This is a genomic window from Plantibacter sp. VKM Ac-2885 (assembly GCF_015351205.1).
Lineage (GTDB): Bacteria > Actinomycetota > Actinomycetes > Actinomycetales > Microbacteriaceae > Plantibacter > Plantibacter auratus.
Genome location: NZ_JADKSK010000002.1, coordinates 1219022 through 1240464, shown reverse-complemented (window position 1 = coordinate 1240464; position 21443 = coordinate 1219022). Strand labels below are relative to the sequence as shown.

At 70.5% G+C, this 21443-nt stretch carries 18 protein-coding genes; 7 read left to right on the top strand and 11 right to left on the bottom strand.

The window, feature by feature from the left end; all coding sequences use genetic code 11:
• Nucleotides 1–10: 10 nt before the first annotated feature.
• Both ahcY and ITJ66_RS18195 read right to left on the bottom strand, forming a co-directional pair.
• A complete protein-coding gene (gene ahcY / locus ITJ66_RS18200) occupies nucleotides 11–1501 on the bottom strand; it encodes an adenosylhomocysteinase (RefSeq protein ID WP_121292048.1) in 1491 nt (496 codons plus the stop codon).
• 82 nt (nucleotides 1502–1583) lie between these two features.
• Nucleotides 1584–1793 (bottom strand): DUF3499 family protein, encoded by a 210-nt coding sequence (locus ITJ66_RS18195; RefSeq protein ID WP_369808449.1) that lies wholly within the window; start codon nucleotides 1791–1793, stop codon nucleotides 1584–1586.
• Nucleotides 1794–1900: 107 nt separating this feature from the next.
• On the opposite strand from ITJ66_RS18195, the gene ITJ66_RS18190 reads away from it, so the two are divergent.
• Nucleotides 1901–2338 (top strand): metallopeptidase family protein, encoded by a 438-nt coding sequence (locus tag ITJ66_RS18190; RefSeq protein WP_064295223.1) that lies wholly within the window; start codon nucleotides 1901–1903, stop codon nucleotides 2336–2338.
• Between the two features lie 16 nt (nucleotides 2339–2354).
• Here ITJ66_RS18190 and ITJ66_RS18185 read toward each other — a convergent pair whose 3' ends face one another.
• From ITJ66_RS18185 to ITJ66_RS18165, 5 genes are all read right to left on the bottom strand, one after another.
• Entirely contained in the window at nucleotides 2355–3788 is a 1434-nt protein-coding gene (locus ITJ66_RS18185) for a DUF5719 family protein (RefSeq protein ID WP_194645522.1), read from the bottom strand.
• Nucleotides 3778–7143, bottom strand: coding sequence for a glycosyltransferase family 2 protein (locus ITJ66_RS18180; protein ID WP_194645521.1), 3366 nt, complete (start codon nucleotides 7141–7143; stop codon nucleotides 3778–3780). The genes ITJ66_RS18185 and ITJ66_RS18180 overlap by 11 nt, the downstream gene beginning before the upstream one ends.
• A 111-nt stretch (nucleotides 7144–7254) precedes the next feature.
• On the bottom strand, nucleotides 7255–7584 hold the full coding sequence (locus ITJ66_RS18175) for a WhiB family transcriptional regulator (protein WP_079002812.1): 330 nt from the start codon (nucleotides 7582–7584) through the stop codon (nucleotides 7255–7257).
• A 186-nt stretch (nucleotides 7585–7770) separates the two neighbouring features.
• Entirely contained in the window at nucleotides 7771–8733 is a 963-nt protein-coding gene (gene galE / locus ITJ66_RS18170; protein ID WP_064295220.1) for a UDP-glucose 4-epimerase GalE, read from the bottom strand.
• A gap of 54 nt (nucleotides 8734–8787) precedes the next feature.
• Complete coding sequence (locus ITJ66_RS18165) at nucleotides 8788–8931, bottom strand: hypothetical protein (protein ID WP_161578604.1); 144 nt, start codon at nucleotides 8929–8931, stop codon at nucleotides 8788–8790.
• Nucleotides 8932–9024: 93 nt separating this feature from the next.
• On the opposite strand from ITJ66_RS18165, the gene ITJ66_RS18160 reads away from it, so the two are divergent.
• Nucleotides 9025–10005 carry a GlxA family transcriptional regulator gene (locus ITJ66_RS18160; RefSeq protein WP_194645520.1) on the top strand — a complete coding sequence of 327 codons (981 nt, stop codon included), beginning with the start codon at nucleotides 9025–9027 and terminating at the stop codon, nucleotides 10003–10005.
• 44 nt (nucleotides 10006–10049) lie between these two features.
• On the opposite strand, the gene manA is transcribed toward ITJ66_RS18160, so the two are convergent.
• Complete coding sequence (manA, locus tag ITJ66_RS18155) at nucleotides 10050–11249, bottom strand: mannose-6-phosphate isomerase, class I (RefSeq protein ID WP_192018518.1); 1200 nt, start codon at nucleotides 11247–11249, stop codon at nucleotides 10050–10052.
• Nucleotides 11250–11445: 196 nt separating this feature from the next.
• On the opposite strand from manA, the gene ITJ66_RS18150 reads away from it, so the two are divergent.
• From ITJ66_RS18150 to ITJ66_RS18140, 3 genes are read left to right on the top strand one after another with little or no spacing between them, the layout of a single operon-like run.
• Nucleotides 11446–12624 carry an acyl-CoA dehydrogenase family protein gene (locus tag ITJ66_RS18150; protein ID WP_192018517.1) on the top strand — a complete coding sequence of 393 codons (1179 nt, stop codon included), beginning with the start codon at nucleotides 11446–11448 and terminating at the stop codon, nucleotides 12622–12624.
• Between the two features lie 56 nt (nucleotides 12625–12680).
• On the top strand, nucleotides 12681–14108 hold the full coding sequence (locus tag ITJ66_RS18145) for an O-antigen ligase (protein ID WP_137243361.1): 1428 nt from the start codon (nucleotides 12681–12683) through the stop codon (nucleotides 14106–14108).
• 7 nt (nucleotides 14109–14115) lie between these two features.
• Entirely contained in the window at nucleotides 14116–15393 is a 1278-nt protein-coding gene (locus ITJ66_RS18140) for an O-antigen ligase family protein (protein WP_137243362.1), read from the top strand.
• A 21-nt stretch (nucleotides 15394–15414) separates the two neighbouring features.
• Here the strand turns inward: ITJ66_RS18140 and ITJ66_RS18135 are convergent, their stop codons facing one another.
• Entirely contained in the window at nucleotides 15415–16860 is a 1446-nt protein-coding gene (locus ITJ66_RS18135; RefSeq protein ID WP_194645519.1) for a sugar transferase, read from the bottom strand.
• Nucleotides 16861–17001: 141 nt separating this feature from the next.
• Here ITJ66_RS18135 and ITJ66_RS18130 point away from each other — a divergent pair, with 141 nt between their 5' ends.
• Together ITJ66_RS18130 and ITJ66_RS18125 are read left to right on the top strand one after the other, a co-directional pair.
• Nucleotides 17002–17931, top strand: a complete 930-nt coding sequence (locus ITJ66_RS18130) for a polysaccharide pyruvyl transferase family protein (protein WP_194645518.1) — start codon at nucleotides 17002–17004, stop codon at nucleotides 17929–17931.
• On the top strand, nucleotides 17928–19265 hold the full coding sequence (locus ITJ66_RS18125; protein WP_194645517.1) for a hypothetical protein: 1338 nt from the start codon (nucleotides 17928–17930) through the stop codon (nucleotides 19263–19265). Before ITJ66_RS18130 ends, ITJ66_RS18125 begins: the two co-directional genes overlap by 4 nt.
• Here the strand turns inward: ITJ66_RS18125 and ITJ66_RS18120 are convergent.
• Both ITJ66_RS18120 and ITJ66_RS18115 read right to left on the bottom strand, forming a co-directional pair.
• Entirely contained in the window at nucleotides 19151–20263 is a 1113-nt protein-coding gene (locus ITJ66_RS18120) for a glycosyltransferase family 4 protein (RefSeq protein WP_194645516.1), read from the bottom strand. The genes ITJ66_RS18125 and ITJ66_RS18120 overlap by 115 nt on opposite strands.
• Entirely contained in the window at nucleotides 20263–21330 is a 1068-nt protein-coding gene (locus ITJ66_RS18115) for a glycosyltransferase family 4 protein (protein WP_194645515.1), read from the bottom strand. Before ITJ66_RS18115 ends, ITJ66_RS18120 begins: the two co-directional genes overlap by 1 nt.
• Nucleotides 21331–21443 lie beyond the last annotated feature (113 nt).

The window sequence follows — 21443 nt, the reverse complement described above, 5'->3', positions numbered from 1 at the left end:
GCGGCACCGCCTAGTAGCGGTAGTGGTCGACCTTGTACGGGCCCTCGACCGGCACGCCGATGTAGTCGGCCTGCTCGCCCGTGAGCGTCGTCAGCTGCACGCCGAGCGCGTCGAGGTGCAGGCGTGCGACCTTCTCGTCGAGGTGCTTCGGCAGCACGTACACGCCGATCGGGTACTCCTCGATCCGCGTCCAGAGCTCGAGCTGTGCGAGCACCTGGTTCGTGAACGAGTTGCTCATCACGAACGAGGGGTGCCCCGTCGCGTTCCCGAGGTTCATGAGGCGTCCCTCGCTGAGCACGAGGACGCTGCGCCCCGTGGGGAGGCGCCACTCGTGGACCTGGGGCTTGATCTCGATCTTCTCGGCCCCCTCGAGCGCCTCGAGCGAGGCCATGTCGATCTCGTTGTCGAAGTGCCCGACGTTCGAGACGATCGCGAGGTGCTTGAGCGCGAGGATGTGATCGAGGGTGACGACGTTGAAGTTGCCGGTGCACGTCACGATGATGTCGACCTGGTCGGCGACGCTCTCGAGGGTCGCGACCTGGAAGCCGTCCATCGACGCCTGGAGGGCGCAGATCGGGTCGACCTCGGAGACGATGACCCGAGCGCCCTGGCCGCGGAGGGCCTCGGCCGCGCCCTTGCCGACGTCGCCGTAGCCCGCGACGAAGACGACCTTGCCACCGATGAGCACGTCGGTCGCGCGGTTGAGGCCGTCCGGCAGCGAGTGCCGGATGCCGTACTTGTTGTCGAACTTGCTCTTCGTGACCGAGTCGTTCACGTTGATCGCGGGGAACAGCAGTTCACCCTGCTTCGCCAGCTCGTAGAGGCGGTGGACACCGGTGGTGGTCTCCTCGGTCACGCCGAGGATGTCGGCGGCGACCTTCGTCCAACGGTCGCTGCTGCCGGCGAGCGAGCGACGGAGCACGTCGAGGACGATGCTGTACTCGTGGCTGTCGGCGTCCGTCGTGTCGGGGACCGCTCCCGCCAGCTCGAACCGACGGCCCTGGTGGACGAGCATGCTCGCGTCGCCACCGTCGTCGAGGATGAGGTTGGGGCCGGTCCACTCGGCGCCGGCCGTGGCCGCCTCGGTCGACCAGTCGAAGATCTGCTCGGTGCACCACCAGTACTCTTCGAGCGTCTCGCCCTTCCAGGCGAAGACCGGCACACCGGCCGGTGCCTCGACGGTCCCGTGCGGACCGACGGCGACGGCGGCCGCCGCCTCGTCCTGGGTCGAGAAGATGTTGCAGCTCGCCCAGCGGACCTGGGCACCGAGCGCGACGAGCGTCTCGATGAGCACCGCGGTCTGCACCGTCATGTGCAGCGAACCGGCGATACGGGCGCCGGCGAGGGGCTGGCTCGCGCCGAACTCCTCGCGGAGGGCCATCAGGCCGGGCATCTCGTTCTCGGCGAGGCGGAGTTGGTGTCGGCCGGCCTCGGCGAGCGACAGGTCGGCCACCTTGTAGGGCAGGGTGGTCGTGGGGGCAGACGGTGCGGAAGAACTCATGACGCCATTCTCGCAGACCGTCACGCGTCGTGGACCTTCATGTCGGCCCCGAGATCGGCACGGCGCGGTGGAATGCCGCTGGTCAGGAGCCGTAGCCGACGTCGCCGAGGACGCTGTGCTTCACGACGCTCCAGCCCTGCGGCACGCTCAGCCGCACGGCGTGGATGGAGCACAGGTCGTAGCTGTGCGGGCTCTTCTCGATGCTCAGCGGACCGAGGACGGCCATCGAGTCACGGTAGTCGTAGGTCAGCGTCGCCACGGGCTCGCGCGAGCAGCCGACCTTCGAACACATCCTGTCCACCATTTGCCCCAGCGTAGCCCGCGGGCGCCGGCGGCACCGTCCGGCTCGCCGGTCGAGCGGGTCTGAACCGGGCCGCCGACCACACCTAGACTGGACGCATGGCGCAGGCTGACGAGGAGACGCGAGGCGCCCTCTCGCGCCGCCGATCACGGCACGGTCGCAACGGTCGTTCAAGCGTCGTCGGACCGGACGTGCCACCGATCGATACCCGGATCGACCAGTTCGACCTGACGGTCGCCACCACCGCCGACTACCTCCGCGGAGCCTGGCCCGCCGAACTCGCCGACGTCCGGTTCGAGGTCGGCGCGATGCCGGCGCAGAACTCCGGGACGGACGGCGTCGACCGCTGGTTCGTCGACCGAGCACGCCGTCGCATCATCCTGTACCGGCTGCCCATCCAGCGGATGAGCAAGCTCCACCGGAACGACGAGCTGCACCAGCGCATGATGGTGGAGAGCTGCGTGTTCCGCGCCGTCGCCGAGCTCCTCGGCAAAGACCCCTGGGACCTCGGGCCGGAACGCTACCGGTTCCTCTGACCCGAGGCCGCCGCGGTCAACGCGGATAGACGCTGATCGGAGCCGCCAGCGGGTTCGGCGGCGTGACCGGGAGCGACGTGAGCCGCCCCGCCGCAGCGAGACTGATCGAGGCGTGGAGGCCGTCGGCCCCGGCGACGACGTAACTCTGACCCGAGCCGACGCCGAGCGTCACCGCCGCGCCGGCTCCGACCTTCGCCGTGGTCTCCTTGCCGTCAGCCCCTGTCAACGTGAGTTCGGCCTCGGAGCCAGACGGGTTGAAGACGTGGAGCTTCTGCCCCGGCCCGGTGGGGACCGTGAAGGCTGCGGTGTCGTCGAGTGCGGGTGTCGCTCCGAACCAGGCGAAGTCCTCGAGCGTTCCGCCGCGCGAGTTCGTCCTGGCCGCCGCGACCACCGGTCGGGTCGAGGTGACCTCCAGCGAGAACTCGCCGGCCGGGAGTTCGGCGAGCGCGATCTCACCGGGAACGCCCGGCTGGATGGTCGCGTCGATGACGATCGGCTCGTCCTTCGCGTTCTCGCGGGTGGCGGTGATGACGACGTCGGCGGGCTCGGATCCCGGCGCGAACAGTCTGAGGGCCGTGGCCCGGTCGTCGACGGACGCGGTGTCGGAGCTCGCCCCTGCGGCCGCCGGGGCCGTGACGACGACGCCCGGGATCACGAGGTCGGTCGACGGCGACGCGGTCGGCCCCTGGACCTCGACACCACCGGGGGTCAGGACGCGGACCGTGCTCTGCTGGAGCGCGGCCACCACCTGGCCGCCCTCGCTCGTCACGTGCACGACCGGGGTCGGCTCGTTGGGTGCGAGGCCGGTGAGGGCGATCACCCGCTGCGTGCCGGTGGCGACGACGATCCCGGCGGCACCCGGAGCGTCGATCCGCCCGGCGGCGCCGAAGACCTCGAGGGTCACGTTCGCATCGACGGCCGACGGATTGCTCAGGAGGACCAGCGTGGTGCGACCGATGTCACTCGATCCGCCGACGAGCCAGCTCTCGGCCGATGCCGGCGTGCAGGCGGCGGCGGCCAGGCCGGCGACCTCGGCTTCGGCGGCGATCTGCGACTGCGCACCGCTCAGGGGCGTCACCGTCCCGTCGGTCGCGCCGGGGACGGTGATCACCGTGGGTCCGCCGTCCGCCGCGCCGCTCGTGTTGTCGGGTGCGGCGAGCTCACTCGTCGTGGGCGTCACCCCGTTCGCTCCGAAGTCGACGCTCGCCGGGCCGAAGGAGCCGGCTGCCGTCGCGGCTGTCGCGTCCTGGGCCAGGGCGAGCAGCGGCCCCGGGCACACGACCGACTGGTCGCCGGCCACCGGGGTGACTCGGATGTCCTGAGGGGCGATCTCCACCGTCGGGAGGGGCAGCTGCCCGGCCGCTGCGATCGTGACCGCGGCGATCCCGATCCCGACGAGGCCGGTGACGATCCGACCGGAGGTGATGGCGACTCCGCGCTTACTGGGCATGCGGCTGCTCCGTTCCCGGGGTGTCCCGGCGGGTGGTGTCGGGATCCGGCGTCGTCTCGGTCGAGTCGCTCGGATCCGGATCTGGCACGGCGGCATCGCGCGCGGCGACCGCCGGTTCGTCGGGGACCTGGTCGGCTGTGGTGTTCGCGTCCGCGTCGGCGTCTGGAGTCGACCCGGTCACGTCGCGGTCCGTGTCGACGGTGTCGTCCGTGACCGGCACGGTTCCATCGCGAGCGACGGTGTCGTCGGCCGACCCGGTGTCGACGGTCGATGCACGGTCGTCGACGGACTCGGCGTCATCGGCTGGTTCGGCAGTCACCGCCGCGGGCACGGGCGCCTCAGCGGAGGAGGCCTGCCCCCGACGCCACCAACGCGGCTTGGACGGGCGGGTCGACGCGTCGGTGGTGTCGGCCGACTCGGAACCCTCCGCCTCGTCGTCGAGATCGGCGGTCGGTTCCTCGTCGTCGTACGTGCCGGTCGCCTCGTCGTCGATCACCGCGACCGTCGCCCCGGACGCGGCCGCCTTGCGAGCAGCACGACCCTTCAGCTTCACGGGCTTCCGGGATCCCGCGCGGTATCCGTCGCGGGACGCACCGTTGGGGATGCTCAGGAGCAGGGTGATGAGGAACACGACGCCAAGACCGACACCGATGAGGGTGCCGAGCACATTCGACGTCGGGAGCTCGGGACCGGTGCCGACGTCCGCGACGGTGCGCCAGAGTGTGCCGCTCGTCGTGTCACCGACGGCGACCAGCGCCGCGTTGGCGTCGAGCGCACTCGCCGCACGACCGGCGGTCTGACCCGCCACCGTCTGCTCCTCGCCGTCGGCGACCGGCGACAGCAGCACGAAGGCGATACCGTGCTCGACGAGGGTCTCCGTCGGGTCCAGTCCGCTCTGCGACGCGAGGTTGCCGGCGAGCTCGGCGACGACGCGGTCGTCCGAGGACACGCCGGGGGCCGTCTGGGCGATGGTCGACTGGCCGTCGAGCGTCTCCCCCTGGCCACGGATGACGACCGCGGTGATGGTCCCGTCGTCGCCGGGGGTGATGACGAGGGTGCCGAGCCGAGGATCGGTCTGCGTCGCGGCCGTCACGTAGGCGGGCAGCTGGCGACCGGAGCTCTCACGGACCACCGAGGTGCCGAGAGGCTGGGCGAGGGCGAGTGGGAGGGCGATCACCGCGGCGGCGAGGACCATGACGAGCGCCGGAACCGCCCGGAACCGTGGGATGCGGTCGAGGCCGAGGGTCGCAGCACCCACGATCCCGAGCCAGTACAGGCTGATCGCCGCGCCGGCCCAGACGGGGACGGCCGTTCCGGCGGCCGAGGCGAGGAGGAGATGCGTGGCGAACACGGCCGACACGAGTCCGAGGAACGCCGCGATGAGCAACGGGACGGCCCGTCGGGACCCCGGGAGGAACAGGGCCAGCAGAGCGAGGATCGCGAGCGGCGCGAGCAGCGCGGGCACCACGATGGCGGGAGCCGCACCCGGCAGTCCGAGCGCTGCACCGAGCTGGCTCCATCCACCCAGGCTGCCGCCGGGGAAGCCGAGGGACAGTTGCCAGCCGGACGCCGCGGTCGCAGGCGTCGCGACACCGGGGTCGGCGAGGATTCCGAGCCAGTTGTTCCGGTGGAGCCCCTGCTGCCAGATGAGCGGAGCGAACAGCGCGATGGCGGGGATCGGGACGAGGCCGACCCTGGCGACACCACGACCGGCGAAGACCATCGCGACGACCCAGATGACGAGCAACGCCGGGGCGAGGGACGGCGAGCTCGCGACGATCGCGGCGAACAGGAAGGCGCTCGTGCCGGCTGCGGCCCACGACCGGGACGCGACCACACCCGCGTAGAACAGCCAGGGCAGCAGGACATGGACGATGACGGCCGCGGGACGTCCATCGGCGAGTGCGGTCAGGAGCGTCGGGGCGAGCGCCCAGAGCAGCGCCGCCACCGCTCGAGGACCGCTGCGCTCCGTGAGCCGGGTGGCAGCGAACCAGGCGCCGAGCGCCGAGAGCGGCAGTGCGAGCAGGAAGAGGAGGACCAGGGAGAAGGACGGCTGCCAGAAGGTGATGGTCCCGAGCACTGCGAGGACCGCGCTGAACGGGTCGGCGGCACCGACGAAGCCGAGACCGACGTCGCGCCACCCGAAGCCGATGTGCTGCCAGAGTTCGCCGACCGTCGCCGAGAGCGGGAGGAGTCCCCCGCCGGTGAGGTACGTGGCTCCGAGGAGCGGAGCGAGGATCGCCGCTCCGATGACCGCCGTCGCGAGGACGACCCAGGCGCCTCCGCCGGAGAAGAAGCGAAGGTCGCGTTCCTCACCGATGAAGCCGATCTGCGTCGCCTCCCGCGCGAGCGCGCGTTTGCGTCGGACCTCGTCGAGTCGCATCCGCAGGCCGGCGATACTCGACCAGCCCAAGGTGCGGTTCTTCGCGAGCTGGCGCCGCGCACTCCCGACCTTCGTCCCGGAGAACGCGACGGCGAACGCCGCCGAGAGCTCGCCCAGCACGAGCTCGGGTTGCTTCTTCACGAAGTGGCCGATGACCCGCAGGATGGCGAGGGGCACGAGGCTGAGCCAGTGCACCGGGACCATGATCCCGGGCGCATAGACGAGACGGCGGTGGAGCTGTGCGGCGCGGGCCTGGCGGTGGCGACGACGACGCGCGCCGAGCCGGTTCGACCAGGAGGGCCCGGCGATGCCTTCGCCGGCGGAGGCGACCCGCGCCGTCGGCACGACCGCGACCAGGTAGCCCGCGAGGCGGGTCCTGATGCAGAAGTCGAGGGCGTCGTCCGCCACGAGGGCCTGGTCGAAGCCGCCCAACCGGTCCCACAGCTGATGGCGCACGAGCATGCCGGCCGGACCGACCGCCATCACGTCGTTCATCGTGTCGTGCTGGGCCTGGTCGAGCTCGTCCTCGACCACCGGGACCGCCGCCCCGAGGGTGGTGATCGTCTCGCCGTAGCGACGGAGGAACGACGCGTCGTCCCAGTCGAGGATCTTCGGGCCGGCCACACCGACGGACGGCGAGACCTCGAGGGCGCCCAACAGGGCGGCGAGCGCCGTCGGCTCGGGAGCCGTGTCCTCGGAGAGCAACCAGAGCATCTGCTCGGCGTCCTCCGGCTGATCGGTGACGCGGACGCCGGCGGCCACGGCCTGCGCGAAGCTGAGGTCCTCGGTCGAGGTCACGAGCTTCATGCCGGGGACGCGACCGAGTTCCTCGATCGTCGCCTCACTCGCGCGGGTGGCGACGGCGATGATCCCGTCCGCCGGACGGGTCTGGGCACGGAGGGCGTCGAGCGTGCGTGCGAGCGGCTCTGAGCCGTCGCGCACCACGAGAATCGCCGTTACTCGGGGAGACATCGGATTCAGACTAAGCGGGTCCGGCCGGAAGAGCGGGAACCGAGCGGGCGCGCCCCGAATCGGGGGCGTTCCGGTGAGCCGGGAGCGGTTCGGCCAGCGTTCGAGGAAGCGTCAGACGGCGCGCTTGCGCAGCTTCCGGCGCTCGCGCTCGGAGAGGCCGCCCCAGATGCCGAAGCGCTCGTCGTTCGCGAGCGCGTACTCCAGGCACTGCGACTTGACGTCGCAGCTGGTGCAGATCCGCTTCGCGTCGCGCGTGGATCCACCCTTCTCGGGGAAGAACGCCTCGGGGTCGGTCTGCGCGCACAGCGCATCGGTCTGCCAGGAGAGCTGGGTGTCGTCCTCGCCCTCCGCAGCGGGCTGACGGACGCCGGGGACTCCCAGATTGACCGGATCGACGAACCAGTCGTCGGGTACTCCGGCACGATACTCAGGAATCGCCATACCGTCTCCCCACCTACTCGTACCCTGCGCCACGCGGCGCGATACATAATTACACCCTTGTAGTTATGGTCGAGTCAAGTCGCACATCGTAAAGCCTCAATCACGAGGTGAGGGTTCGCGACGCGCCGAGTGTGACCCGAACTGGGTGTCGGGGCCCGTCGGGGCGGATCGTGCGGCCGCGCGACGTCAGTCGGCGGCGCGCCTGGCCCGCCATGCACTCTCCACCATCTGGCGCAGATCGTGTCGCATCCGCCAGTCGAGGTCGCGCGCTGCGAGCGCGCCGGACGCGACGATCCGTGCGGGGTCGCCCGCCCTCCGCGGCATGATCTCGGGGGTGAAGTCGATCCCGGTCACCTCCGCCATCGCGGTCATGATCTCGCCGACGCTCGACCCGTCGCCGCTCCCGAGGTTGTACGCCGCCTCGAGGGGCTCACCCGCATCGAGCCGCTTGGCCGCGGCGACGTGCGCGGCCGCGAGATCCGCGACGTGCAGGTAGTCGCGGACGCAGGTGCCGTCCGGCGTGGGGTAGTCGTCGCCGTTGATGCGGGGCGTGCGTCCGGCGAGGAGCGCGTCGAAGACGAGGGGGAAGAGGTTGTGCGGGCTCGTGTCGTAGACCTCGTCCGTCCCGGAGCCGACGACGTTGAAGTACCGCAACGAGGTGTGGCGAAGCCCGGTCGCGACACCCTGGTCGCGGAGCAGCCACTCGCCGATGAGCTTGGACTCGCCGTAGGGCGACTCAGGGGCCTTCGGGGTGTCCTCGGTGACCAGGTCGACGTCCGTGGTCCCGTACACCGCGGCGCTCGACGAGAAGACGATGCGCTCCACCCGGTGCTCCTCCATCGCGGCGAGCAGCATCGCGGTGGCCGTGACGTTCTGGGCATAGGTGTGGAGTGGGCGCTGCACGGAGACACCCGCGTACTTGTACCCGGCGACATGGACGACGCCGCTCAGCTCGAACTCGGAGAAGGTGCGCTCGAGGACCGAGCCGTCGAGCAGGGTTCCGCGGACGAACGGCACTCCGGCCGGGACGAAGCGCTCGTGCCCGCTCGACAGGTCGTCGAGGACGACGACGTCGATCCCCTCCGCCTGGAAGGCCCGAACCACATGGGCTCCGATGTATCCGGCTCCGCCCGTCACCAGCCACGCCACGATGCTTCCTCCAGGGAGTCCTCCACCTGCCGTGCTGCAGACGGAGTGACCAGACTACTGGAGGCGCGTGCGTCGTGCGCCGGCACGGCTGGGGACACGGCGATAGCCGTCGGTCAGGACAGCACGGAGGGTCGCGGCGGAAGCGACGACGACGATGAGGACGGTGATGATGCCGATGACGAGTGCGATGATGGACATGTCTGAAACTCTAGGAATGGCGAAAAACTGCCACCAGTGGCAGGATGGACGCAAAGCAGCACATTCCTGCCAAATCGATCATCCGGAGGTCCCATGCTGTCGAAGGTCGCCCTGCTCGCCATCCCGGGGCTGCAACCGTTCGAGTTCAGCGTCGTCTGCGAGGTCTTCGGCATCGACCGGTCGGACCAGGGCGGTCCCGCCTTCGACCTCCGCATCGTCACGAAGGACCCCGGTCCGGTTCGAATGAACCTGAGCGACGACGGTTCGCGGGGCTTCGACATGATCGTCGACGACGACCTGTCGTTCGCGGCCGAGACGGACCTCGTGGTGATCACCGGTCGTGGTGGATCGCGTGCCGGAGCGGTCGACGAGGCCTACCTCGACGTCCTCCGAGCAGCGGAGGCACGTGGTGCCTGGGTCCTCAGCGTGTGCAGCGGGTCGTTCGTCCTCGGTCAGGCCGGGCTGCTCGACGGTCGGCGCAGCACGACCCACTGGATGTACACCAGCGAGCAGCAGACGATGTTTCCGGGCACCACCGTCGACCCGGACGTGCTGTTCGTCGAGGACCGCAAGGTCATCACGGGCGCGGGGACCGCTGCCGGCATCGACGCGTGTCTGCACCTGGTACGACAGGAGTACGGCGCGGCGAGCGCGAACGTCATCGCCCGCCGGATGGTCGTCCCGCCACAGCGTGACGGCGGTCAGGCGCAGTACGTCCTCTCCCCCGTCGCGGCGCAGCAGTGCGAGTCCCTCGCCCCGGTCGTCGACTGGATGCTCGACCACCTCGCCGAGGACCTGCCCATCGGGCGCCTCGCGCGGCAGGCGCACATGTCCGAGCGGACCTTCGCACGCCGCTTCCGCTCGGAGCTCGGCAGCACGCCGGCCGCCTGGCTGAACCGGCAACGCCTGTTCCGAGCCCAGGAGATGCTCGAACGGACCGACCACGGTGTCGAGCGGATCGCTGCGGACACCGGGTTCGGCACCGCGGCGGTCCTCCGTCATCATTTCGACCGCGTCCTCGGCACCACGCCCGCCGCCTACCGGCGGAGTTTCGGGGTGCGGGAGAGCGCCTGAGCTGGTGGACCGGACCACCCGGCCGGGCGGTCCGGCCTGGGTGGTCAGGCCTGGGTCGTCGCCAGGAACAGGGTCCCGGTCCCGGAGAAGCGCAGCTCCGCCTCGTCGGGCGTGATGAAGGCGTAGCCACCTCGACCGAGCTCGATGGACGAGGTGGCTCCGGTGATCCGCACCGAGCCGTCGACCACGATCGCGATCCCGGGGCCGGGGAGCCGGAACGACGACTCCTGCTCGGACGGCTCATCGGACAGGTCCACCCGCAGCAGCTCGAAGTCCGGCACGTCCGGGACGAAGAGGCTGAGCCCCCCACCCAGGTCCGTCGGGGTGAGCCACGGCACCGGCCGCGGCTCGAACTCCAGGACCTCGAGCAGCTCGGGCACGTCGACGTGCTTCGGGGTGAGCCCGCCGCGCAGGACGTTGTCGCTCGCGGCCATGAGCTCGACGCCGATGCCGCGGAGGTAGGCGTGGATGTTCCCGGCTGGGAGGTACAGCGCCTCTCCTGCTCGCAACGTCACGAGGTTGAGGAGGAGGGCGACCGCGATGCCGGGATCACCCGGATACTCCTGCGCGAGCCGCCCGACCAGGGCACGCTCGGCGTCGAACGCGCCCGAACCGGGAGCCGCGGCGGACACGACGAGGGCGTCGAGCAGCCCGCCGGGGAGCTGCTCGAGCAGGATCCGCACGGTGTCGCGGAGCCCGTCGGGGGCGGCCAGCATCCCCCGGAGCATGGTGATGCGCGCCGCAGCAGCCGGATCGGGCGCCGAGGCCACCAGCTCGGCGAGCAGCGCATCGGTCGCATCGAGCTCGCGGAACCCGCAGAGCGCCTCGAAGCCGTCCCGGAGGGCGACGATGAGTTCCGGCTTGTGGAGCGCGTCCTTGTAGTTGCGGTGCGGAGCGTCGAGCGGCACCCCTCGTGCGTTCTCGGCGGCGAAGCCCGCGGCGGCGCGGTGCAGGTCGGGGTGGGCCTGCAGCGAGAGCGGATGGGCCGCTGCGAGGACCTTGAGGAGGAACGGCAGCGAGCCGTGCCCGCCGAGCGCGGTGGGATCGGCGGCGAGCCAGCGCTCGAGGTCGGCGTGTCCCCCCACCGTCGACGGATCCGCGATCGGCGTCGGCGCCCCGGGGTGTGCGCCGAGCCAGAGTTCCGCCTCCGGACGTCCTGAGCGCTCGGACCCGAGCACCTCCGCGATCGCCGTCGACGACCCCCACGCGTAGTCACGAGGAGTGGCACTGAGCGGCACGAACATGGTGGGGCCCTTTCGACGGACGAGGGTGACGCGCCAGCCGGACCCTGGGGCCGCTTGGCGTCGTCCTACAAGCCGTGCGACGCGGTCGCCCGGCACCGTGCACCAAACTACCAAGCCGTTGTCCGCGCCGAGCACACCTGCCTAGGCTGGCCGGGACGCCGATCCGGCGCCAGCGGACGCAATGGAGCAACGGACCATGATCTTCGAACCCCTCGCCAGCGACTTCTACGGCTTCGAGAGCCTTCTGACGGCTCCCGAGCAGGAGGCCATCGCCCGCCTCCGAGCCTGGGCCGAGACCGAGGCGAAGCCGATCGTGAACGAGTACTGGGAGCGGGCCGAGTTCCCGAAGCACCTCATCACCCCGCTCCTCGAGCTCGACGTCGCCCGGTGGGCCTGGCCGGAGACGACGCCGTTCGACAACAGCGCCGTGTTCCGCGGCCTCGCCTCGATGGAGCTCTCCCGGATCGACGCGTCGATCTCCACCTTCGTCGGGGTGCAGGACGGTCTCACCATGGGCTCGATCAGCGAGTGCGGCTCCCAGGAGCAGCAGGACGAATGGCTCCCGAAGCTCGCCTCCGGCGAGGTCCTCGGTGCCTTCGGACTCACTGAACCGCAATCGGGGTCGGACAGCGCACAGGGGCTCCGCACCACGGCGACGCGGGACGGCGACGAGTGGATCCTGTCCGGCTCGAAACGGTGGATCGGCAACGCGACCTTCAGCGACATCACGATCATCTGGGCGAAGGACACCGCCGACGGTCAGGTGAAGGGCTTCATCGTGCCGACCGACTCCCCCGGCTACTCCGCGACCAAGATCGAGGGCAAGATCAGCCTGCGCATGGTGCAGAACGCCGACATCACCCTCGAGAACGTCCGGGTCCCCGAGCGCCTCCGGCTGCAGCACGCGAACTCCTTCCGCGACACGGCGAAGGTACTGCGACTCACGCGCGCCGGCGTCGCCTGGTCGAGTGTCGGCGTCGCTGTCGGCGCGTACGAGGCGGCGGTCGCCTACGCCAAGGAGCGCGTGCAGTTCGGCAAGCCGATCGCGGGCCACCAGCTGATCCAGGACCTGCTCTCGAAGTGCCTCGGGAACATCACGGCATCGATGGCGATGTGCGTCCGGGTCTCGCAGATGCTCGACGAGGGCACCCAGCGCGACGAGCACTCCGCGCTCGCCAAAGCGTTCTGCACCGCGCGGATGCGCGAGACGGTCGCGTGGGCACGGGAGATCATGGGCGGGAACGGCATCGTGCTGGACTACCACGCCGCCCGGTTCTTCGCGGATGCCGAAGCCCTCTACAGCTATGAGGGCACGCGGGAGATGAACGCACTCATCGTCGGGCGGGCCATCACCGGCACTGCGGCGTTCGTCTGACCACCGCGCTGGACCAGGGCCTCGGTGGCGGCCGCAGCCGCTACCCTGGGGGCACGATGCTGTCCACCGAACCCGCCCCGCCCCGCCCGCCGGCAGCGCTGACGACACGCGCACTCGTCGTCAGGCACGTCGCGGTGTTCGCGACGTTCGCGGTCCTCGCCGGGACGTTCTGGACGAACCTCTTCACCATCTGGGGGTACACGGCGGTGGCCCTGGTCTCAGGCGGCGCCGCGCTCGCGTGCCTGATGGTCGTCCGCCCGAACTGGCGGCGCACCAGGGTGCCGTGGTCGCTCGTCGGTTACGGGGTGCTGTCGATCGTGTCGCTCGCCTGGTCCGCCTACCCCAGCGGCACGGCCGCGACCCTGCTCGGTGCGGCGCTGTGCACGATCCTCGGCGTGACCCTCGCCGGATGCTTCACTTGGCCCGAGGTCATCCGGGTCCTCGGCCGTGCCGTGACGTGGGTGCTGTCACTGTCCCTCCTCTTCGAGTTCGTCGTCGCAGCGATCATCCGGCACCCGGTCCTCCCGAACTTCTACGCCGGGGACTCGGCGGACCCGCCCCTGCTCGACTACTGGTCGCGGGACCTCCTGTTCTCCGGAGGACGCATCCAGGGCATCTCGGGGAACGCCAACCTCCTCGCCGTGGTGGCGCTGCTCGGGATCATCGTCTTCGGGCTCCGGCTGGCGGCGCGCCGCGACGAGCCCGGCGCAGCCAGGCTGACCGGCCCGGAACGTCGCTGGACCCTGCTCGTCCGCCTCGGTCTCTCCGTCGTGATGTTCCTCCTGAGCTTCTCGACCACCATCCTGCTCGCCGCCGTGGTGACGGCGGTGGTCCTCGCCGCTGCACTCGCGATCCGTCGGGCGCCTCGCCCGGAGGCGAGGACACCGGTGTACCTCGGCTTCCTCGGCATCGGGGTCGTCGGCGCGGTGGGAGCGGTCGTCTTCCGGACGCAACTCCTCGGCCTCCTCGGGAAGAGCCCGGACCTCACCGGTCGACTCGACATCTGGGCGACCGTCTGGCGCCTCATCGAACAGCGGCCGGTCTTCGGTTGGGGTTTCTCGAGCCCGTGGGCACCGTGGGAGCCGCTCTTCACCGACCTGGTCATCCGACGCGGCGTCCGACAACTCCAGGCGCACAACGCCTGGCTCGACGTCTGGTTCCAACTCGGCGTCGTCGGCCTCGTGCTCTTCGCCGCGGTCGTCCTGTCGATGTTGACCCGCACCTGGTTCCTGGCCGTCGACCGTCCACGCGTCGACCTCGACGCACATCGGCCGTACACGGCCCTCTCGCTCGCCCCCGTCCTCATCGCGGTCTCCCTCGTCGTGCAGTCCGTCGCGGAGAGCCGGCTGCTCATCGAGTCCGGGTGGGTGCTCCTCGTGCTCCTCGTCGTGAAGACGAAGCAGGAACCGGCCTGGCCGATCCCCACCGTCGCAGCCTCGTCCGACCTTGCACCTGCGCACCGGCGCGACGTCGTCGGCGGATGAGCCCGGCGTGAGACCGGCGGACTTCGACGCGTTCTCCGTCGCCGCGCGCGTCCTGTCGTCGGCGCCGCTGGCCGCCGCGTTCGCCACCATCGCCGTCGCGACCGCCTTCGGCGAGCATCTCATCACGAGCCTGATCGGTGTCGCCGGGTTCAGCGCGATGCTCGTCGGCCTCACGACGATCGGCACGGGCATCCTCCTCGCACGCCTCCCCATCATCGAGTGGCGTGGCCTCCTGCCGATCTCGGTCCTGCTGTTCCTCGCCTGGAGCGCGGTGTCGGTCGTGTGGAGCGCCACGCCGCTCGCGACCGTACCCGCCATCGGCGGACAGCTCGCGTGGGCCTTCATCGCCATCGTGATCGCTCTCACCCGCGACACCATCCAGATCGTCCGGGCGACGGGCACCGCCTTCCGCGCGCTCCTCGGCACCTCACTGGCCCTCGAGGTCGTGAGCGGCGTCCTCATCGACACCCCACTGCCGTTCCTCGGGATCAGCGGGAACCTCGCCTTCGGCGGCCCGTTGGAGGGGGTCTTCGGAACCCGGAGCGCCCTCGGCATCGCAGCCCTGCTCGGTCTCGTCACCTTCGTCGTCGAATGGCGGACCCGTTCCGTGCGGCACGGGGTGACGATCGGGTCCATCGCCCTCGCCGCCGGGCTCATCCTCGGCACGCGCTCACCGAGCGTCGCGCTCCTCGCCGCAGCCCTCGGCATTGCGACCGCCGTGCTCTACGGCTTCCGGCAACTCCGACCGGAACCGCGCCGCACCTGGCAGTTCGTCCTCCTCACCGTCCTCGCGCTCGTCGGCCTCATCGGGTACCTGTTCCGATCCGAGGTGTTCCGCGTCCTCGGTCTCGGGCTCGAGATCGAGCAGCGTTACGCACTCTGGCAGGAGACCCTGCGACGCCTGGCTCCGAGCGAGATCAACGGCTGGGGATGGACGGGCGGCTGGGTCTCCGATGCCGTCCCATACCGGTTCATCGACGCTGGCCTCGGCCGCACGAACGACTCGGCGCTGAACGCCTACCTGGACGTGTACCTGCAGCTCGGACTGATCGGGCTCGCCCTGTTCCTCCTCCTCGGCGGCCTGGCGCTCGTGCGGACCTGGCTCATCGCGACCAACCGGCGGAGCGTCGTGCACGTCTGGGCTGCGCTCATCGTCGTGACCCTGCTCGCATCGGGCGCTGCCGAGAGCAGCCTGCTGCTGAGCGGCGGGTGGTTGCTCCTCGTGGTCTGCGCCGTCATCGGTGCCGGCGGGCTGAGCTGGCGGCACAAGCTCCCCGAACGCTGAACCCGGCCGCGCGGTTCCGGATCACCGTGCATCGGTTCCCGGGGCGACGACCGCTCGCACCGTCTGCGCGAGGATCCTCAGATCCACCGCAGCCGACCAGTTCTCCACGTAGTACAGGTCGAGATCGACCGAGTCGTCCCAGGAGAGGTTGGACCGCCCGCTGACCTGCCACAGTCCGCTCATACCCGGCTTCACCAGGAGGCGTCGCTGCGCGAGCAAGTCGTAGCGCTCGACCTCCCAGTCCCGATGGGGCCTCGGACCGACGAGGCTCATCGAACCACCGAGCACGTTCAACAGCTGCGGCAGCTCGTCGAGCGAGTATTTCCGGAGGACGCGTCCGATCGGCGTCACGAGCGGGTTGTCCGGGGCCTTCGTCAGCAGTTCGTCCGCGTGCTGCTGCACCGCGAGGGCTGCCCCGGTGTCGGCGTCGGCGGCCATCGAGCGGAACTTCAGGATACGGAACGGGCGGCCGCGCAGACCGATGCGCTCCTGCCGGTACAGCACCGTACCCCGACTCGTCGTCTTCACTGCGAGGGCGACCGCGAGCATCACCGGGGCCAGGAGCACGAGCAGCGTCGCGGACCCGATGATGTCGAACGTCCGCTTCGCCGCAGCCTTGGCCCCGGATATCTCGAGATGGTCCACGTGGATGAGCGGGATGCCGGCCACCGCTTGCAGGTGCAGTCGCATCGGAGCCACGCCGGTCAGCGTCGGGGCGATGATGAACTTCACGCCCCGCTCGCTCAGGTCCCAACCGAGGCGTCGGAGTTCTGCAGGGGTGAGTTCGACGGGGCCGACGAGGATCACGGTGTCCGCTTGGACCTCCATCGCGGCGTTGAGGATCGACGGCCGCCCGGCGAGGACCGGGGCGTCCGCGATGCGTGCATCGTCGTCGATGCCCGGGGTCGCGACTCCCACCACCCGATGCCCTGCCCAGTCGCCCCGTCGCATGCGCTCGGCGACATGCACCGCGTGGTCGCGGTCACCCACGAGCAGCGTGCGGTAGACGAGTGCGCTTCCGCGCCGCCGCGCACGGAGGTGTCGACGGGCGCCCCAGCGGACCGCCAGGAGCAGGGCGACCCCGAGCGGCATGGCTGTGAGCAGGAACCCGCGTCCGATCTCGAGCTTGAGGAGGTAGGACGCCATCGCCACCGTGCCGAAGACCGTCGTCGTCACGACGACGACCCGTCGATACGGCGTCCACCCGTCCGCCAGGACCCGCGGGTGGCGCGACCGGGCAGCGGCCAGGGGCGACCACCACGCGACGGCGAGCGCGAGGGTGACTGCGGGATAGCCGAGGTCGAAGCGTCCGAACGACCCGACGACCTTCACGGTCCCGTGCCAGTACGCGTCCCACCACAGGAGCTGGGTCACGCTGAGCGCCAGCGTGACGGCCAGGAGGTCGAGGACGAGGATCACGCGTGAGCACCGGCGCTCCCAGAGGCGTCGAGCTTCGACGAAGGGCATGACGGTGGCCTTCCTAAGTTCGGACTGATCCAGTCGACCGGACCGGTCCCGGCTGGGGCCGCAAGCGAGGCGACCGATATTCGAGCATAATGTATTCCATCAACTCATATCCGCTGATGCGGGCGGGCCGGACGGAGCGCCATGACCTATCTCGAGACCATGCGTCGACGCACGGAAGCGGCGTTCACCGCGTTGCACCGAGGCGTCTCCGAGCTCCACTACACGCAGTTCCCCGACCACAAGAACTCCGGCGACTCGGCCATCGCACTCGGACAGGCCCGGTTCTGGCGGGAACACGGCATCGCGGTCCGCACCACGTCGAGCGCCGGGAGCATGCCGGAGCGGGTCCGAGACTCGTCGATCCCGGTCCTCATCCAGGGCGGCGGCAATCTCGGAGGCCTCTACCCGGTGCTGAGCGAGGCTCGCTACGAACTCGCGGAGCGCCTCCCTGCCGACACGTTGCTCATCCAGGCACCGCAGTCGGTCGTGTTCCCCACGGATACAGACCGCCGGGCGTTCTCCCGACGGTTCGCCGCCCGGCCCAACCTGCGGGTCGCCGTCCGCGACCAGACCTCCTACGACCTCCTCCGCGACGAGGTCGAGGACCTCAGCCTCTCGCCGGACGCGGTGCATCTCCTCGGCTCGATCAGCGCCCCCGAACCGACACAGCGGCGCATCGTCATCGCCCGGACGGACGACGAGACCTCGGGTCGGCTCGCGGGCTCCGACAGCGCCGACTGGCCAGCCGACCCCCTGGACCTCCGGGCGCACGAGTGGCTCGGCTGGCGGGCGGCGAAGCACCCGGCCCTGAAGCCGCTCATGGCGCGGGACCACGAGGCGTGGATGCGGCGGGCGGATCGCCGCTTCACCGCGGCGGTCCGACTCATCTCCCGCGGCGAGGAGGTCGTCACGGATCGCCTGCACGCCATGCTGATCGCCCTGCAGATGGGACGCCACGTCATCGCGATCGACAACAACAACCGCAAGCTGACCAGGTACGCGGAGACCTGGTTCGGCGAGCTCCAGCCGTCGTTACAGTTCGAGCACGCTCCGCACACGCTCCGTCCGTGACCGCCCGGCAGTCTTCCGAACCCCTGACCCGGCGGGAACTGACCCGCGCCCGGGCCGACGCCGCCGCCCGCCGGACCGAGTACCGCCATCGGCTGATCCAGCGGACACCCGGGATCGGCGATCGCGGGCACCACCGTCCGTTCGTCGGCGGGTCGCTCCTCATGATCGCCTCACTCCTCGCGCTCGCCTGGGTGGCAGCCGAACAACCAGGACTGCCCGGGCACTTCGCGAACGACGAGGGCACGATCATCAGCGTGAACCGGGGGACGTTCACCGAGGCCGACTCGTCGTTCCAGCTCATCGCCGCGGTCTACCGCTGGATGGGCCTCTCCGAGCTGCCGACGCTCGCCGCGCTCGTCGGTGTCGCGAGCTACCTGCTCGTCCTGACAGTGGCGATCTCACGCACCCGGACGACGACGGCCGAGTGGGTGGACTGGGCCATCATCATCTGCTGCGTCGCGCTCGCCGCCGTCTACCACGGCGCATACACGAAGGACCTGCTGACCGTGGGCGCGGTCCTCGCCCTCATCACCCACCGTGGACGAGGCCTGCCGGCCGAGCTGGTACCGGTGGCCGCGATGCTGTTGTACGCCCAGGGCTTCCGCACGTACTGGTTCCTCGTGGCCGGTCTCTACCTGGCGCTCCGTCTCGCACTGCGGGCGCGGCGCGGCTGGACAGCCACCCTGGCGCTCATCCTGGTGCTCTACGCCGGGCTGTCCGTCGTCTTCCCGCTGGTCGTCGGTGTCGACCTCGACCACTACCGCCTGACGGTGAACGAGCACCGCACCGCGGAATCGGTCAACACCTTGATCGTGCAGTTCTTCCCCGGTGCCGGCCCCGTGTCCGGGTTCGTCAACAGTGTCCTCACCTTCGCCTCGTTCATCATCCCGATCCCGCTGATGCTCCGCGGCGGGGCGATCTACCTGGTCGTGGCGCTCATCCTGCTCGGCATCTGGGGGTCGCTCATCGCCGCGATCCGGTCGGCGAGGATCCGAGCGCCCCGCGGCTCGTCGGTCCTCACGGCGTTCCAGAACCGGTTGTTCGCGGCGATCCTCGCGTTCCTGATCGTGCAGTCGATCTTCGAGCCGGACTACGGCTCGTTCCTCCGGCATCTCACACCGATGCTCATCGTCGCCGTGTGCCTCCTCCTGAGCCTGCGGCCCGGAGCGACGGGAGCCTCAGCCCGGCGGGGGCCGACATCCGCCGCATGCCGTCGGGGTCAGCGACCCGTGGGCACGACGGATGCTGCCGCGACGCGCACGTCGGCTGCGACGCGCGCCCAGGAGAACGGACCCGCCGCAGCGAGCACCCCCGCCGTGGAGAGCGCCTGGTAACGACCGGGGTCGGCGAGGAGCTCCTCCAGCGCGTCGGCGAGCGCGGTCGACGTCACCGCCGTGGCCACGATGCCCGATCCTGACGCGATCGCCTGCTCGGCGAGTCCGCCGACCGGCGTCACGACGGACGGCACCCCGAGTGCCATTGCATAGGCGAGCACACCGGACTGACTGGCCTCGGTGTAGGGCAGCAGGGCGATGTCGAAGCCGTCCACCACGTCGACGATCTCCTCCTGGGCGACCCAGCGGTTCTCCAGTTCGTCGTCCGGGTGGTGCAGGAGTGCGAGGGCGTCGTCGGTCCCGGACCCGACGACCCGAAGCCGGACGCGGACACCGCGAGCCCGCAGTTCGGTGATCGCCGCCACACCGAGACCGAGCCCCTTGTACGCCGACAGCCGACCGAAACATCCGACGACCGGAACGCCCTCCCGGTGCGTCGACCGGACCACGGCACGGCCCGCGTCGACCCGGTACGGGGCGTGGACGGTCTCGTGGACACGGTCCGCGCGGAACTCACCACGGGACGTGAGTGCAGCGGCGACCGGGGCGGAGAACACGATCGCTCCGTCCGTCGCCCGACGCTCGGCACGACGCAGGAGGTGCTCGAGCCGCGAGAAGTCCCCGGGGTGCATCGTCGCGTCATGGACGCAGAGCAGACTCCGACGACCACCGAAGCGGAACACGGGCGCGACCACCCCCTGCCAGAGCTGCTCCATCGCGATGACGACGACGTCGATGCGATGCCGACGGAGGAAGCGGTCGAGCCGGAGCGCCGCCCAGAGGAGGCGCGGGAGGCCGAGCACCGCGCCGCGCTTGTCGCGATACGTGCGGATCGTGAAGGACGGCACCCCGAGGGCGACGAACCGCTCCGCCACCTCGGCGTCAAGGGAATAGGACACGACGACATCGCAGCCGTCCTCCTGCAGCGCCTGAGCCAGTTCCTGGGCAAAGAGCGGGCCTCCCCCGGTCCGACCCCACTGCACGACCGCGACGCGCATCAGGCCACCTGCGGTATCCGGTACGCCTCGGCGAGGGCCGCCCGTTGGCGGGCCGGGGTGTGCTCCTTGAGGCGTTCCGACCAGCGGGAGACGTTCCGCTCCGCCCAGGTGGCGAACGCCTCCGGGCCGGCCAGCCTCCGGGCGACCATCACCTCGAGGCCGCGGTCGAGGGTGAGGACGTCCGGGAGCGCCCCGAACGCGGCGATCGGGCGGACGAGCGTCGGGACGCCGGCCTGCACGGCCTCCAGGACGGCGAGCGGAAACCCTTCCCAGGCGGCAGTGTGGAGGTAGACGTCGCTCCGTGCAAGGCGCGAGCCCACCTCGGCGTGCGGGATCCAACCGGTGACCTCGACGCCGGCCGCCTCCAGTCGGGTGACGTCGTCGACGCGGCCGCCGCCCATCCACACGGGAGCGACCTCGACCCCGCCCGACCGGATCGACGCGACCGCATCGGCGAACCGCATCGGATCCTTCTGCGGAGCGATGCGTCCGAGACTCGCGACCCGCAGCGGCCGATGGAGGTCCGGGTCATCGTTCCGGCGAGCGCTGGGAGGCGGAACCGCGACCACGTTCGGCACGTGGACCACCCGTGGCCGCAAGGGTCCGCGCCGTTCCGCGGTTGCCGCCTCCCCCTCGGAACAGGCGGCGATGGTCTCGACGTTGAACGAGAGCAACCATTCCACGGCACGGAACGCTCGACGACTCCATCGCGGGAGGTCGGCACGCTCGAACGCGTAACAGTGCGGGGTGTAGACGATGCGGGACCGCGGCGAGCTGCGCATGGCGACACGGGCGTACGCACCGGCGAAACTCGAGTGGGCGTGCACGATGTCGGCCCCGGTACGACGGCGCACCCGCCGGATGGCTCGCACGGCAGCGAGCGGTCGCCGCCCGAGCGCGGTCACGGAGGCGAAGCAGTCGGACAGCGTCTCGTCGAGCGGGGCGCCGTCCGGGATCTGCGCGAGCAGGTGATGTTCGACACCCGGCGGTGAATTCCGCACGTAGGCCTCGATCGCCACGGGGATGCCCCCCGCGTAGCACTCGGTGACGTGGAGCACGGTCGTCATGGCAGGCCTTCGAGGACTCGGTTGTCGGAACATGTCGCCCGGGCATGAGAAATATCACCGGAGAGTATCTGTAATATACTGGTCGACCGAGCGAACCTCAAACCCCGCCGATT